The sequence below is a fragment of the Glaesserella sp. genome (assembly GCF_041817755.1).
In the GTDB taxonomy this organism is placed as follows: domain Bacteria; phylum Pseudomonadota; class Gammaproteobacteria; order Enterobacterales; family Pasteurellaceae; genus Glaesserella.
The window spans coordinates 1-16330 of the sequence record NZ_JBGYBX010000040.1; the positions used below are offsets into that span (position 1 = coordinate 1).

The window sequence follows — 16330 nt, forward strand, 5'->3', positions numbered from 1 at the left end:
GTGTTATTTGCCGACAATCCGACCTTTGCGAATATCACGGCGACGGGAGAGTTATCGGTAGCGGGGAATACCACATTGGCGAAAGACTTAACGGTGAGTGGCAACAGCACGGTAAACGGCGATTCGACGGTAAAAGGCAACCAAACGGTAGAGAAAGGCTTAACCGTGAGCGGTGATACCGCCTTAAACGGTAACGCGACCGTGGCGAAAGACTTAACGGTCAGCGGCAATACCACGTTAAACCAAAATTTAACCGTCTTGGGTAACCAATCGGTCATGGGTAACAGCCTGATAAACGGAACCTTAACCACACGCGGTATGTTCTATGCCGGAGGCGGAATAACGGTCACAAGCGGTCAGATTGTCGATATGGGTGGAAACCGTATCCAAAATGTAGGCGATGCGCTAAACGGAAATGATGCGGTAAACTTAGCGCAGTTGAATAAAAAAGTCGCTGAAATGCAAGATAAACTGGTTGATCTTGGTATGTTGTATGAAGGCAACAGTGGTACAACAACTCGTCAGTTGGGTTCTACCTTGGTTATTGCCGGTGATGCAACAACGAAAGGCGACTACAATTCTGCGAATGTGAAAACAACGGTCACAGAGGGTAAAGTTGAAATCCAAATCGCAGAGAACCCGGTGTTCAACAACATTACGGCAAACGGCGATGTCGAAATAAAAGGTAACCAACATATTGAAGGAAATTCAAGCGTTCGTGGTAATCAAACGATTGAAGGTGACCTGACGGTTAACGGAACGACGAATCTTAAAGATACGATCATTACCGGCAACCAAACCGTGACGGGCAATTCGACTATCGGCGGCAATCAAGCGATTGAAGGTAACCTAACGGTTAACGGGACGACAAACCTTAAAGATACCACGATTTCCGGCAATACGACGATTGGCGGTAACGGGTCATCCTTTAATATTGTCGGTGGTACTACGATCGATATGGGTGGCAATGTGATTACTAATGTCGGCAGTGGTAAGGTAAGCAGCGGCAGTACCGATCTTGTTAACGGTGATCAGTTGTACAATGCGGTTAATCAGTTGACTGATGCAGGATTGAATTTCTCAACCAATAACGGAACGCTCGCCCGTAAATTAGGTGAAACGGCAACGATTAGCGGAACATTAAGTAATGCGGAAGCGGCCTCGAGTAAAAATATTCGTACAGCCGTGAATACAAGCGGTGAGATCGAGCTGTTATTTAGCGAAAAACCGAACTTTGACAGCGTGAATACGACGAATCTGAATGTGACGGGTAATACAACGTTGAGCGGTAAGGTTAATGTGGCAGCCGGAACAGCGGTGAATATGGGTAATAACGTGATTGACGGAGTGGCTGACGGTGATATTTCACCGACCAGCAAACAAGCCGTCACAGGTAGCCAGCTCTATTCTCTATCTAATACGCTTGTCGGAAGCAATCAGGTTACCGTACAAAAAGCCACCTTGGCGGACGGAACGGTGATTGATGTGCCGGTTGTGGAAGCAAACGGTAAAACCTATACCTTAACCACTTATAACGTACAAGGTCAAACGGAGCAAGTCACAAACTCCGTCGTTACCGCCGTTCACAATATGAATGAACAAGGTATTAAGTTCTTCCATACCAACGACGGCGTGGCGACTTCGGTGAATGAGGCAAGCAACAGTATTGACTCCAGTGCAGCCGGTGCATATTCAACCGCTGTCGGTTATAAAGCACAGGCGGGAGGCACAAACGCCTTGGCAATCGGTAATGGAGCGACGGCGAGCGGTGAAGACAGTATCAGTATCGGTACCGGCAACCAAGTGACGGGAAGTCATTCCGCCGCTATCGGTGACCCAAGCACGGTAAGTGGCGACGGTAGTTATTCTATCGGTAACGATAATACGGTAACGACGGACGATACCTATGTATTGGGTAGCCGTGTCTCACAAACGTTAGCCAATTCGGTCTTCTTAGGAAACGACTCGGGATACGTGAAAGCCGGTGAAACGACGCGCGGAAACAGAGCTTACGTCGGACACGGTTTTGCCGGTCAAACCTATTATTTTGCCGGTGGTGAAGAAGATCAGGTGGCAGGCGTCGTGAGTGTCGGTAATGTGTCTGCCGACGGCAAAATGCAAACGCGCCGTATCCAAAATGTGGCGCCGGGTTTACTCAGTGCAGGCAGTACGGATGCGATTAACGGGAGCCAGTTGTATAGTACGATCAATAACTTCAACTTGAAATTCGGTGATATGAACAACCGTATCTCAACCATTGATCGAGATCTACGCAGTGGTATTGCCGGAGCCGTTGCAATGGGAACCTTAGTCCAAGCGTATAGCCCGAGTGACAGTTTACTGGCTATCGGTGCGGGAACATACCGCGGCGCCTCGGCATTATCATTAGGTTACTCGAAAGTATCGGATAACGGCAGAATTATTCTGAAAGTATCCGGTGGCGTGAATAACGCCGGGCATTATATGGGTGGCGCAAGCATTGGCTTTAAGTTCTAAGCCCTTTGAAAGTTAACCACTGAGAGAAAACCTCGCAAGACGTTTGTTTTGTGAGGTTTTTTATTGGAAATTGCAAAATTTTTCCCAAAACGGACCGCTTGTTTGTTAGAATTTTGCGAGATTTTTTGAAACAAAAGAGGAACCTATGCTCAAAATTTATAACACCTTAAAACGTGAAAAAGAAGAATTTAAACCGATCCACCCTGATCACGTTGGAATGTATGTCTGTGGTGTCACGGTTTACGATCTCTGTCACTTTGGGCACGGGCGGACTTTTGTTTCTTTTGACGTAATCGCACGTTACCTTCGCTATCTCGGCTATAACTTACGCTATGTGCGTAATATTACCGATGTGGACGACAAAATTATCAAACGCTCGTTGGAAAATAATGAAACCTGCGATCAGCTTGTTGATCGTATGATCATTGAAATGCACAAAGATTTTGATGCGTTAAATATCCTTCGCCCTGATGTTGAACCTCGTGCAACGCAACATATCCCTGAAATTATTGCGATTGTTGAAAAACTCTTAGCGAAAGGTCACGCTTATGTGGCGGAAGATGGTGACGTGATGTTCAATGTCGAGTCTTTCCAAAAATACGGTGCTTTATCTCGCCAAAATCTTGAACAGCTTCAAGCAGGGGCAAGGGTTGAAATTAAGTCGGTCAAGCGCAACCCGATGGATTTTGTATTATGGAAAATGTCGAAAGAGAATGAACCAAGCTGGGATTCCCCTTGGGGCAAAGGTCGTCCAGGCTGGCATATCGAATGTTCGGCGATGAACAGCAAAGAGTTAGGCAACCATTTTGACATTCACGGTGGCGGTTCGGATTTAATGTTCCCGCACCACGAAAACGAAATCGCCCAATCCTGCTGTGCTCACGGTGATGATTATGTGAATTATTGGCTACACACGGGCATGCTCACGATCAACGAAGAGAAGATGTCAAAATCGCTCAATAACTTCTTCACTATTCGTGATATTTTAAACAAATATGATTGCGAAAGTGTTCGTTACTTCTTCTTAACGGCACAATACCGTAGCTTATTGGATTACAGCGAAGAAAATATCGGCTTGGCTCGCAAAGCGTTAGAACGTTTATATACGGCATTGCGTGGCTGTGACTGGAATGTCGAGCTGGCAGAAAACGATCAGTATGTGACCGCTTTCAAAGAGTCGATGGACGATGATTTCAATACGCCGGGTGCATTAGCGGTGTTATTTGAGTTGGCGCGTGAAATCAACAAACTCAAATCTGAAAATCAGGCTGAAGCCAATAAACTTGCCGCCCGTTTAAAACAACTGGCGGGCGTATTGGGCTTGTTAGAGCAAGATCCGGAAACCTTCTTACAAGGCGATGCGAACAACGATGAAGTCGCAGAAATCGAAGCGCTAATTAAACAACGCAACGAAGCCAGAGCCAGTAAAAACTGGGCTGCAGCAGATGAGGCACGCAATAAGCTGACAGCAATGGGCATTGTGCTTGAAGATGGTGCAAACGGTACCACATGGCGTAAGGCTTAATTAAGGTGATACAAGCGGTCGGATTTGACGAAAATTTTGCAAATCCGGCCGTTTTTTTATTTGGTGAATTATCTTCTTTTTAATTGTAACACATTGATTTTAATCAAAATATTATCATGTTTTTCTTTTTTTGTTTTCATTTCTTTACATGATTCACATTTTTGACATTTTTTGATTGTGAATTCGAACAAAAACACTAAGATCGTTTGCGATTTGGTGGTTTGAGTTTATGTTTGCATTGTTGACCCAATCCTCCAAACGATACATCTCATTATTCAGGAGGATCTATGGATCAACATTCATCTAAACGTTTTTCGCTTACGTGGGTACTGAACTTATTTGGTACTGCCGTAGGAGCGGGCGTGCTTTTCTTACCGATAAATGCGGGTATGGGTGGCTTTTTACCACTTGTTGTGATGACGATTTTAGTCGGACCAATGACCTATTTCGCTCACCGAGGTTTGGCACGCTTCGTGTTGTCTTCCAAAACACCGGGAAACGATATTACTAGTGTGGTACGTGAACACTTCGGTGGCGGTGCAGGCAAATTAATTACTTTACTTTATTTTTTAGCGATTTTTCCTATTTTATTAATTTATGGTGTGGGTATTACTAATACAGTAACGTCATTCTTAGAAAATCAACTACACGTGGCAGCGCCACCAAGAGTGATCCTTTCCTTTATTTTGATTGCGCTCATGATTGGGGTTATGTTATTAAATGAAGAGATGATGTTAAAAATTACTACCTATCTGGTTTATCCGTTAGTGGCAATTTTATTCGGTTTATCTATTTACTTAATTCCGGATTGGAATGGTGCAGCACTTAGCCAAGTACCACAAGCGAGTGATTTCTTAGTCACCTTATGGCTGACGATTCCGGTTTTAGTCTTTGCCTTTAACCATTCTCCAGCGATTTCGTCTTTTGCCCTTTCACAACAAAAATTTTATAAAGATCCGGAGCAAACGGATAAACAAACAAGCAATGTATTACGCTCAACGGCGATGATTTTGGTCTTGTTCGTGATGTTCTTTGTCTTTAGCTGTGTGTTAACGCTAACGCCAGAAGAATTACTGCAAGCCAAAGCACAAAATATTTCGATTTTGTCTTACTTGGCGAATAAATTTGATAATCCGATTATTTCTTACTTTGGTCCGTTAGTGGCGTTCTTAGCGATTGGTAGCTCTTTCTTTGGTCACTATCTTGGTGCGCGTGAAGGTTTGGAAGGATTAGTCAATCAAATGCGTAAAGAGCCGATCGAACCTGAGAAATTCAAAAAAATTACGGCGGTTATTTTCTTCATTACGCTTTGGATTGTCGCAACCTTGAACCCAAGTATTCTTGGTTTCATTGAAAGTCTTGGTGGTCCTGTTATAGCCATGATTTTATTCATTATGCCAATGTATGCCGTTCATACCATTCCGGCGTTACAAAAATTTAAAGGTAAATTCAGTAATGTGTTTGTGGTAGTGATGGGATCTGTGGCGATTTCGGCGATAGTGTACGGATTATTCTAAAACCGTTACAATAGCCGAAATTTTTCTTCCCCCTGCCGCTTTGGCTAGGGGGAATTTATTTTTAAGTGTGGATATTATGATTAGTGTTTTTGATATGTTTAAAGTGGGAATCGGGCCTTCAAGTTCCCATACCGTTGGTCCGATGAAGGCGGGTAAAGCATTTATCGATCAGTTAATTGATTGCAAAAAATTGACAGAAACTGACCGCTTGCAAGTCGATGTTTATGGCTCGTTAGCTTTAACAGGACGCGGGCACAGCACGGATACGGCGATTATTATGGGTTTAATGGGCTATTTGCCGGAAAATGTAGATATTGAACGGATTGATACGGTGGTAAATGATGTGAAGCAGCATCAACATTTGTGCCTTGCGGAAGCTCAGTCTGAACGTGCTAAAACCATCGTTTTTGATTTTTTTGCGGATATGCCGTTCCATTATGATTTCTTACCGCGTCATGAAAACGGATTGACTTTCAGCGCCTTTTCTAAAGGGGAATTGTTGATGAGTAAAACCTATTATTCCATTGGGGGAGGTTTTATTGTCGATGATGAAAACTTTAATCATGTAAAAAACAGCCGTGCGGAAGTGCCTTTCCCGTATAAAAATGCTGAAGATATCCTTCGCCACTGTAAAGAGCAAGGATTACCGATTTCCAGTTTGGTTTGGAAAAATGAGCTCGCGTTACATTCAAAACAGGAAATCAGCGACTATCTTGCTAAAATTTGGCAAACTATGGACGACTGTATCGAACATGGTTTACATACGGAAGGGCTATTACCGGGGCCGTTGAAAGTGATTCGCCGAGCGCCATCGTTACGGTGGACTCTTGAAGCAACGAATAAATTAAACAATGATCCGATGCAAATTATTGATTGGGTCAATATGTACGCCCTAGCCGTGAACGAAGAAAATGCAGCCGGGGGGAGAGTAGTGACCGCACCGACCAATGGCGCTTGCGGTATTGTTCCTGCCGTATTGGCATATTACCGTCAGTTCGTTGGTGAACTCACCCAAGAAACGGTAGAACGTTATCTGTTAGCCTCCGGTATGATCGGTTCCTTGTATAAAATGAATGCTTCTATTTCAGGGGCGGAAGTAGGATGCCAAGGCGAAGTGGGCGTTGCTTGTTCTATGGCTGCGGCAGGGTTAACGGAAATCATGGGGGGAACGCCGGACCAAGTTTGTATGGCAGCAGAAATTGCAATGGAACACAACCTTGGCTTAACTTGCGATCCTGTCGGCGGACAAGTGCAAGTGCCTTGCATCGAGCGTAATGCAATTGCCTCGGTCAAAGCTATTAACGCAAGCCGTATGGCGTTACGCCGCACCACTCAACCACGCGTTACCTTAGATAAAGTGATTGAAACCATGTATGAAACAGGCAAAGATATGAATGCGAAATACCGTGAAACATCCACCGGCGGATTGGCAATTAAAATTCAGCCTTGTGATTAATTTTGAGGTATATCAGTATAATAGCGCTTAAATTCCGCTTTCCCATGAATAGGAAAGCGGAATTTTATTATTCGGATAATGTCACCCCATAAAATGCCGTATAACCAAACGGATTTTGTACAAAGCCTTGTACACGTTTATTTAACGGCACATAGTTGATCGAGTGGGCGAACGGAATAATCGGGCTATGTTGCTGGAAAATTTCGACCGCTTGCTGATACAACTTCGCACGTGCTTGTGTATCTTGTGTTTGCACCGCTGTGGCAAGCAAATTTTCAAATTCATCGTTTGTCCAACGAGAGTAGTTTGTCCCCGGGATATTCGCTTTGCTAAATAGAGGGAATAAGAAGTTATCAGGATCACCGTTACGGCTTGTCCAGCCGTAAGTTCCTGCTGAAAATTCCCCTTCACGAGTGCGCTTATTAAACTCCGCCCATTCGTATGTAACCAATTTGGCTTTTACCCCAATTTTTGCCCAGTCAGCTTGTATAATTTCCGCAGTACGGCGAGGATTTGGATTGGACGGACGCACCACAGGCTGTACCCAAATCTCAGTTTCAAAACCGTTCGGATAGCCCGCTTCCACTAATAATGCTTTGGCTTTTTCTAAGTTAAATTCATATTGCGGTAAATCAGGGTTATAACCTAAAACCGCATCGGGAAACGGATTCGTCGCCACGGTTCCGCCACCTTGATAAACCGCCTCGACAATCGCCTTTTTATCGGTTGCATAATGCAACGCTTGGCGCACTTTGACATTGTTTAGTTCAGGTTTGGTGGTGTTCAAGCCAATATAAGCCAAGTTTAAGCCTTCACGTTCAAGTAGATTAACCTGTGGATCTTGCTTCATTTGAGCAATATCAGAAATGTTCGGGAAATCGATTACATCACATTCGCCAGCTTTTAATTTTGCATAGCGAGTGCCTGCATCAGGCGTAATACTGAAAATTAAACGTTCAATATCGGCTTTGCCTTTCCAATAGTCAGGATTGGCAATGTAACGGACCGCGTGGTCGGTTTGATAGGTTTGGAAAATAAATGGACCTGTACCAATCGGTTGTTGATCGAGCAGTTCAGGTTTGCCTTGGGCAAGTAATTGATCCGCATACTCTTTGGAATAAATAGATAAAAAATCCATCGCTACGGTGGTAATAAACGGTGTATTCGGTTTGTTTAACGTGATTTTTACCGTGTGATCATCCACCTTTTCCACCGATTTTAAAATGCTTGGCAAATTCATCCAGTTAAAATAGAAGTAAGTCCCCGCAGACACAGAGTGGTAAGGGTGGGTTTTATCTGCTTGGCGTTGAAATGAAAAGAGTACATCGTCAGCATTGAGAGGTCGGGTCGGCGTAAAAAGTTTATTACTATGGAACTTCACGTTTCGGCGAAGGTGAAAGGTATAACTTAACCCATCACCACTAATTTCCCAACGTTCGGCAAGCCCGGGTTCAACCTCGATTTTTCCCGGTTTGAATTCAACCAAACGGTTATAGATTTGTTGTGAACTGGCGTTGAAATCATTGGCATCATTAGTAATGGCAGGGCTGAGTTTCATCGGTGGTGTTGCAATACAATTAACTAATGTATTTGCAGGGGCGGACAGCGCGGCATAAGAGAGGGAGAAAAATCCCAATCCGATCATTATTTTTGACAGGTTCATTACGTTTCCTCTTAATTAGGCAGATTATTTTTTCAAAATGTACAAGAGAGAGAAATATATTCTAAATAGCGATAAGTTTTGGCTTATAACCAAACAGATTATATTTGTTTCGGATCCGATTATTTTGCGCTAGACTGCCGTCGTATATTGATGCCATAACCCTATTAAAAAAGGGCAAGTGGCTTGACTGACTTTGTTTGATGAGAAATAACGTGAACCTAACCCTTCCTCCTCTGAGCCTTTATATTCATATTCCATGGTGTGTGCAGAAATGCCCTTACTGTGATTTCAATTCCCATGCCCAAAAAGGCATTATTCCTGAACAGGAATATATCCAACATCTGTTAATGGATTTGGAGCAGGATTTAGCCACCTATAAAACGGCGATTGGCGAACGTAAAATCCACTCGATTTTTATCGGTGGTGGTACGCCGAGTCTTTTTTCGGCGGAAGGCATTGCTTATTTATTGGCTGAAATTCGTCAGCGAATCGCTTTTAACGAACATTGTGAAATTACCTTAGAAGCCAATCCGGGTACGGCGGAAGCGGAACGGTTTATCGGTTATGCTCAAGGCGGTGTGAATCGGATTTCGATGGGTATTCAAAGTTTTGAACCTAAAAAATTGTTGAAACTGGGGCGAATCCATGACAGCCAAGAAGCGATACAAGCGGTCAGATTTGCGCAAAATTCTGCAAATGCAGGGCTGAAAAGTTTTAACATTGATCTGATGCACGGCTTGCCAAATCAGTCTATCGCGCAAGCGTTAAATGATTTACGTCAAGGGATCGCCCTAAATCCACCGCATTTGTCGTGGTATCAACTGACGATTGAGCCGAATACGATGTTCTATTACCGTCAGCCAACCTTGCCTGATGATGACGAACTGTGGGAGATTTTTGAACAAGGACATCAACTGTTAACGCAAGCAGGTTACGAACAGTATGAAACATCTGCCTATGCGAAAAAAGGGTATCAATGCCAACATAATCTTAACTATTGGCGGTTTGGTGATTATTTAGCGATTGGCTGTGGCGCACATGGGAAAATCAGCTATCCGACAGGGGAAATTTACCGTTTTAGTAAAACCAAGCACCCGAAAGGCTATATGCGTGGTGAATATCGCTATCAGAAAAATCCGATAACATTGGATGATCGACCGTTTGAATTTTTTATGAACCGTTTCCGTTTGCTTGAAGCTACACCAAAAGCAGAATTTGAAGCCTATACAGGATTAGATAGACATATTGTTCAACCGACGATGGATTGGGCATTAGCGAAAAATTTCATCACTGAAACGGTAACCCATTGGCAGATCACACAACACGGCAAACTGTTTTTAAATGAGCTGTTAGAAGGTTTCTTGGATGAAATGTAAGGTGTAAAATTTTTTCAGAATCTGACCGCTTGTGTAGTAAGATACAAGCGGTGTGTTTTTAAAGGAATTTTGCAAATGAATAGATTAAAAGCGGGGGATCGCGCCCCTGAATTTACGCTGTTGAATCAACAGTCTGAGCCGGTCTCTCTCTCACAATTTCGAGGCAAAAAAGTGTTGGTTTATTTTTACCCGAAAGCGTTAACACCCGGTTGCACTATGCAGGCTTGCGGTTTACGCGACAGTAAAAACGAATTGGACGAACTAAACGTCGTCGTATTGGGTATCAGCCCCGATCAACCGAAAAAATTAGCGCAGTTCATCGAGAAAAAAGCGTTGAATTTCACCTTACTTTCCGATCCCGATCATCACATTGCCGATGCCTTCGGCGTATGGGGTGAAAAAAAATTCTTAGGGAAAACCTATGACGGCATTCACCGCATCAGTTTTTTGATTGATGAAAACGGGGTGATCATGGCGGTCTTTGACAAATTCAAAACCGGCGAACATCACCGTTTGATCGTCGATTTTCTAAAAGGGTAACACAATGGCGAAGAAAGCGATTTTTTTAGATCGAGACGGCACAATCAATATCGATCACGGCTATGTGCATACGATTGACGATTTCCAATTTATTGACGGTGTGGGTAAAGCGTTAAAAAAACTCCAAGATAAAGGCTACTTACTTGTCTTGGTGACTAACCAATCGGGCATTGCACGGGGTTATTTCAGCGAAGCGCAATTTCACCAATTAACCGAATGGATGGATTGGTCTTTGGATGAAGATTATGGCGTAGTGCTTGACGGTATCTATTATTGTCCGCATCATCCCGAAGGACAGGGCGAATATCGGGAAGATTGCGATTGCCGTAAGCCGAAAGCCGGCATGTTTTTACAAGCGATAAAGGATTTGGATATCGATCCTGCGCAATCTGTGATGGTCGGTGACAAATTGGAAGATATGTTGGCGGCGGAAAAGGCAGGGGTGAAAACCAAGATTTTGGTTCGTACCGGTAAAACCGTGACGGACGAAGGCATTGCCAAAGCCGATAAGGTGATTGACAGTTTAGCGGATTTGCCGAAATTTATTTAAGGAAAACAATGCAATACGATGATAAAAGTCTTTCCGGTTTGAAGCTGGGACAGAAAACCGAGTATAAAAGCGAGTATGATCCAAACTTATTGCAAGCCGTACCACGCCGCTTAAACCGTGACGGCCTAGGTATCAGCGAGCGACAGCCGTTTACCCAAGGCGCGGATATTTGGACGTTGTATGAATTGTCGTGGCTCAACCAACACGGCTTGCCACAAGTGGCGATTGCCGATGTGGCGGTGGATTTCCGTAGTGAAAATCTTATTGAGTCGAAAAGTTTTAAACTCTATCTGAACAGCTTTAATCAAACCCGTTTTGACTCGCCGGAGGACGTTCGGCAGCGCATTCAAGCGGATTTAAGCCGCTGTGCAAGCGGTCTGATTTCAGTAAAAATTTACAAATTGTCCGATTTCACTCACCGACCGATTGTCGATTTTCAAGGCGAATGTATTGATGAACAGGAGATTGACATCGACAGTTATGCCTTTTCCGCCGATTATTTGCAGGATGTAGCAAGCGGTGAAACGGTGGAAGAAACCTTGGTCAGCCACTTGTTGAAATCCAATTGTTTGATTACTTCCCAACCCGATTGGGGCAGCGTGCAGATTCACTATGTCGGCAAGCGGTTAAATCGCGAAAAGCTGTTGCGTTATTTGGTGTCGTTTCGTGAACATAACGAATTCCATGAGCAATGCGTCGAACGGATTTTCTGCGACTTAATGCATTTTGCCCGACCTGAAAAACTGACGGTTTACGCCCGTTACACCCGTCGCGGCGGGTTGGATATTAATCCGTTCCGTTCTAATTTTGAACAGGTACCTCAAAACCACCGCATGGCGCGCCAATAATCCGAACGGTGATAAAAGATATGCAACCGCAGGGACACACCGTGTGTCCCACTATTTCGTACCGATAAGGAGGGGAAATGAGCGAATCGAATTATTACATCGGCGTGATGTCGGGAACCAGTTTGGACGGCGTGGATATCGCCTTGGTCGATTTTGCAAAACATCCGCCGCAACTGACCGCTTGTGATTTTGTACCGATGCCGGAAAGCCTGCGTGCAGCGCTTTCACAATTATTGAAAACGGGTTCGACGAATTTACAGCAGCTCGGTGAATTGGATCATCAGCTGGGGATATTGTATGCGGATTGCGTGAATGCGTTTTTAGCCAAACAGCAATTGAGCGCAACGCAGGTTCGGGCAATCGGTTGTCACGGGCAAACCGTTTGGCATTCGCCGCAAGGGCAATATCCGTTTACCATGCAAATCGGCGATATGAATGTGGTAGCGGTTAAAACGGGCATTACCACCGTCGGTGATTTTCGCCGTAAAGATATGGCATACGGCGGGCAGGGCGCACCGCTGGTACCGGCATTTCATCAAGCGTTGTTCAGTTCGCCGACACGGATCACAGGTGTATTGAATATCGGCGGGATCAGCAATATTTCGCAATTGGTACCGAATCAGGTCACCATTGGTTATGATATCGGTGCAGGGAATACTTTGCTGGATATTTGGATTGAAAAGCACCAAGGCAAACGTTTTGATAAAGATGCCGAATGGGCAAAAACGGGCTGTGTGAATCATGCGTTATTAAACGAATTGCTGAACGAACCGTTTTTCGCCAAGGCACCGCCGAAAAGTACGGGGCGGGAGCTGTTTAATTTGGCATGGTTAGAGAAAAAATTGCAGCCTTTTGCAGGGTTAGCGGCACAAGACGTTCAAGCCACATTGGTCGAATTTACGGCGCAAAGTATTGTCGATGCGCTGAATCGGATTGCCAATCCGCATCAGCTACCTTGCCTGCTATTGGTTTGCGGCGGCGGCGCGAGAAATCCGTTACTGATGTCACGTTTGGCGGCATTGCTACCGCACTGGCAAGTATCAACCACCACGGAATACGGATTGGATGTGGATTATGTCGAAGCGGCTGCCTTTGCATGGCTCGCTTATCAGCGTCTCAACGATCTCCCGTCAAATTTACCTGACGTGACAGGGGCGACGCAAGCGGTCAGTTTAGGCGTCATTTTTACCAAATAATCGGCGCGGTTTTTAGCGCAAACACCGAAGGAGAAATCATCGTATGGCAGAATCGGATTTACTGGCGACACTCACGCAATGGGTAACGGAAGCCCGCAATCCCGACAGCATGGATATCGATCGTTTATCGGCAGCGGAGATTGTCGAATTGATGAATAAAGAAGATAAACAAGTGCCGAACGCCATTGAAAAATGCCTTCCGCAAATCGCCCGAGCGGTAGAGCGGATTGTGGCGGCATTTCAGGCGGGCGGGCGTTTGGTGTATATCGGTGCGGGAACCAGCGGACGTTTGGGCGTATTGGACGCATCGGAATGCCCCCCGACCTTCGGGGTTTCTCCCGAGATGGTAAAAGGCATTATCGCCGGCGGTGATCGGGCGTTACGTCATCCGATTGAAGGGGCGGAAGACAATCAAGAGGCGGGGGCGGCGGATTTGCGACAAATCGCCTTTAGTGCGCAGGATGTGTTGGTCGGTATTGCGGCAAGCGGCAGAACGCCTTATGTGATCGGTGCGTTAACGTATGCCAAATCGTTAGGTGCGACAACGGTATCTATTGCCGGCAATCCGAATTCGGCAATGAGCCGAATCGCCGATATTGCGATCGATGCGATCGTCGGACCGGAAGTGTTGACGGGATCGAGTCGGTTAAAATCCGGTACGGCACAGAAACTGGTTTTGAATATGTTGACGACGGCAAGCATGATTTTGATCGGAAAATGCTATCAAAATTTGATGGTGGACGTTCAGGCAAGCAATCAAAAATTAGTTGCCCGAGCGATTCGTATTGTGATGCAAGCTACCGATTGTACGAAAGAAAAAGCCGAAGAAACATTGGCAATTGCCGATAACAACGCAAAATTAGCCATTATGATGATTTTGGCGGATACGGATAAAGCGCGTGCCGAGCAATTACTGGCAACTCACCAAGGCAGATTGCGGCAGGCGCTGGCTTAAAAAACGGCGGAGGGAAGGCGTTATGATTTTTTCCCTTGGTATTTTTCCACCGCGGTCAACATACCTCTCAATAAATTTAATTCCGCACTTTCGAGCTCCGCACGCAAATATAAGCGACGGAGCTTTAACATAACGGCATCGTTGCGAATGAAACCGAGCATTTTATACAGTCTTTCCGTATGGTTGAAAAAATGTTCCAACGCCTCGGCGCTCGGGTAGTCTGCAAGCGGTACGATTGATGGATTGTTTTGCAAATTCAGCCATGCCGTTCTGATTTCGTAGCTGACCAGTTGGACTGCCATTGCGAGATTCAATGAACCGTATTCCGGATTGGTCGGAATCGTTAAATGATAATGACATTTCAGCAGCTCTTCATTGGTCAGTCCCACCCGTTCCCGCCCGAAGACGATAGCCACGTTACCTAGTGCCGCTCGTTGAACCGTCAATTCTCCGCAGGTTCTCGGCTCAATCAAGCTGTTTTGTAAATGACGCAAACGGGCGCTGGTACCGATAACTAATCGGCAATCGGCGACCGCTTCGTCGAATGTTGCGAAATGCTGCGCTTCATCCAGTATGTCTTTGGCGCCGGCGGAAAGTGCGACCGCCTGTTCGTCAATCGGCTGTTGCGGGGCAACCAAACGGAGATGGCGTAAGCCCATGGTTTTCATTGCTCGAGCGGCTGAGCCGATATTGCCGCTGTGCGAGGTTTCTACAAGGATAATGCGGATGTGATTGAGTAAATGCATGATCAATAATGTGAATAAGTGAATTTAAGCCATTTTAGCATAATTCATAGCAAGTTCTTACTTGCAATACGTAGCGTAGATGTTACACTTCGCGCTCTTTTGTCTTAGGAAGTCGAACATCATGAAGTACAGACCATTAACACGCCTTTTTGCAGGTTTGAGCCTTGCATCATCTTTATTGTTTGCCAATCATGCGTTTGCCGAAGGAAAATTGACCGTGTATTGTACGGTTCAGAATAAAGTGTGTGAGGATATGACGAAAAGATTCTCGCAAAAATATCATGTGGAAACGCAATTCATTCATGGTGGAACCGGGACGATTTTAGGTAAACTCAAAGCGGAAAAAGCGAATCCGCAGGCGGATGTTTGGTATGGCGGAACGATTGAACCGCACTTCCAAGCCGGGCAATTAGGTTTGTTGGAAGCATACCGTTCACCGATGCAAGCGGAAGTGCTACCGCAATTTAAAGCATTACAAGAAAGCGAACCGGGCAAATATACTTCGATTGCTTATTTGATGGTGCTGGGTTTCGGTGTGAATCACGACAAACTCAAGCAGCTCGGTGTGGATACGCCGAAAAAATGGGCGGATTTACTGGATCCCCGTTTAAAAGGCGAGGTGCAGCTGGCGGATCCGCGCAGTTCGGGGACTATGTACACGACGATGATAACCTTGATTCAGCTGATGGGTGAGGAAAAAGCCTTTGAGTTTTTGAAAAAATTAGACGGCAATATTTCGCAGTACGTGAAAAGTACACTGGTGACGACAAACCTTTCCCGTGGTGAAAGTGCGGTAACGGTGGGTTTTGTACATGGTTATGCGACGGAAAAAGAGAAAGGCGCACCGGTCGATTATGTTTTACCGAGCGACGGTATCGGTTATGCCTTAGGGGCGGCAAGCATCATTAAAGGAGCGCGAAACCTCGACAATGCAAAATTGTTTATGGATTGGGCGTTGTCAAAAGAGGCTCAAGAGATTCCTTGGCGCGAACATGGGGTGTATCAAACGCCGACAAATGTGAATGCGGAGGTTTCACCTCAATCGGTTAAGGTAGATGGAGTGAAATTGATTGACTTGGATTATGCCCGTTTCGGTTCGAGTGAAGAAGGTAAACGCTTAGTAGATAAATGGGTATCTGAAATAAAACTGTCACAAGAATAGCGGGATAGAAGCACTTTTTAGAAGCACCTCAGATTGCTGACAAACCTTGATATTATTGAAATAGCGGAGTTGTCAAAACATTAAATAACAAAGCGATTGTAGGGGCAAATTACATTTGCCCTTATGTTTCTCAGATTGTTTGGGGCAAATATGATTTGCCCCTTGTATGTTTAATTTATAGTAAACTAGCAACTAAACCATAACGTTATCCACAGCTTGAGTGTCCCTAGAGATAAAACTCGTTTCGTAGCGTAGGCGTGGATAACTTCATCAGCAAAACCGAACAGTTGAATTAATAAA

At 44.9% G+C, this 16330-nt stretch carries 13 protein-coding genes; 11 read left to right on the forward strand and 2 right to left on the reverse strand.

The features are described from left to right. From ACEYKX_RS05775 to ACEYKX_RS05790, 4 genes are all read left to right on the forward strand, one after another. On the forward strand, positions 1-2496 hold a 2496-nt coding region (locus ACEYKX_RS05775), incomplete at its 5' end, for a YadA family autotransporter adhesin (protein ID WP_373780645.1). A gap of 145 nt (positions 2497-2641) precedes the next feature. Further along, positions 2642-4021, forward strand: a complete 1380-nt coding sequence (gene cysS, locus ACEYKX_RS05780; RefSeq protein WP_373767633.1) for a cysteine--tRNA ligase — start codon at positions 2642-2644, stop codon at positions 4019-4021. 287 nt (positions 4022-4308) lie between these two features. Further along, positions 4309-5538 carry a serine/threonine transporter gene (locus ACEYKX_RS05785; RefSeq protein WP_373767634.1) on the forward strand — a complete coding sequence of 410 codons (1230 nt, stop codon included), beginning with the start codon at positions 4309-4311 and terminating at the stop codon, positions 5536-5538. Between the two features lie 76 nt (positions 5539-5614). Further along, positions 5615-6994, forward strand: coding sequence for an L-serine ammonia-lyase (locus ACEYKX_RS05790; RefSeq protein WP_373767635.1), 1380 nt, complete (start codon positions 5615-5617; stop codon positions 6992-6994). Positions 6995-7061: 67 nt separating this feature from the next. Here the strand turns inward: ACEYKX_RS05790 and ACEYKX_RS05795 are convergent, their stop codons facing one another. Continuing rightward, positions 7062-8657 carry an ABC transporter substrate-binding protein gene (locus ACEYKX_RS05795; RefSeq protein WP_373767636.1) on the reverse strand — a complete coding sequence of 532 codons (1596 nt, stop codon included), beginning with the start codon at positions 8655-8657 and terminating at the stop codon, positions 7062-7064. A 212-nt stretch (positions 8658-8869) separates the two neighbouring features. On the opposite strand from ACEYKX_RS05795, the gene hemW reads away from it, so the two are divergent. The 6 genes from hemW to murQ all read left to right on the forward strand — a co-directional run bounded on the left by hemW (position 8870) and on the right by murQ (position 14122). Further along, positions 8870-10033 (forward strand): radical SAM family heme chaperone HemW, encoded by a 1164-nt coding sequence (hemW, locus tag ACEYKX_RS05800; RefSeq protein ID WP_373767637.1) that lies wholly within the window; start codon positions 8870-8872, stop codon positions 10031-10033. Positions 10034-10108: 75 nt separating this feature from the next. Continuing rightward, positions 10109-10573, forward strand: a complete 465-nt coding sequence (bcp, locus tag ACEYKX_RS05805) for a thioredoxin-dependent thiol peroxidase (RefSeq protein ID WP_373767638.1) — start codon at positions 10109-10111, stop codon at positions 10571-10573. 4 nt (positions 10574-10577) lie between these two features. Beyond that, positions 10578-11123 (forward strand): D-glycero-beta-D-manno-heptose 1,7-bisphosphate 7-phosphatase, encoded by a 546-nt coding sequence (gene gmhB / locus ACEYKX_RS05810; RefSeq protein WP_373767639.1) that lies wholly within the window; start codon positions 10578-10580, stop codon positions 11121-11123. An 8-nt stretch (positions 11124-11131) separates the two neighbouring features. After that, positions 11132-11971, forward strand: coding sequence for an NADPH-dependent 7-cyano-7-deazaguanine reductase QueF (gene queF, locus ACEYKX_RS05815; RefSeq protein ID WP_373767640.1), 840 nt, complete (start codon positions 11132-11134; stop codon positions 11969-11971). A gap of 77 nt (positions 11972-12048) precedes the next feature. Then, entirely contained in the window at positions 12049-13167 is a 1119-nt protein-coding gene (locus tag ACEYKX_RS05820; RefSeq protein WP_373767641.1) for an anhydro-N-acetylmuramic acid kinase, read from the forward strand. A gap of 43 nt (positions 13168-13210) precedes the next feature. Further along, positions 13211-14122, forward strand: a complete 912-nt coding sequence (gene murQ, locus ACEYKX_RS05825; RefSeq protein ID WP_373767642.1) for an N-acetylmuramic acid 6-phosphate etherase — start codon at positions 13211-13213, stop codon at positions 14120-14122. Between the two features lie 20 nt (positions 14123-14142). Here the strand turns inward: murQ and trmJ are convergent, their stop codons facing one another. Further along, positions 14143-14868: a tRNA (cytosine(32)/uridine(32)-2'-O)-methyltransferase TrmJ gene (trmJ, locus tag ACEYKX_RS05830; RefSeq protein ID WP_373767643.1), complete on the reverse strand. Its 726-nt coding sequence runs from the start codon at positions 14866-14868 to the stop codon at positions 14143-14145. Positions 14869-14989: 121 nt separating this feature from the next. Between trmJ and ACEYKX_RS05835 the strand changes: the two genes are divergently transcribed. Beyond that, positions 14990-16030, forward strand: a complete 1041-nt coding sequence (locus ACEYKX_RS05835; RefSeq protein ID WP_373767644.1) for an ABC transporter substrate-binding protein — start codon at positions 14990-14992, stop codon at positions 16028-16030. Positions 16031-16330: the final 300 nt, after the last annotated feature.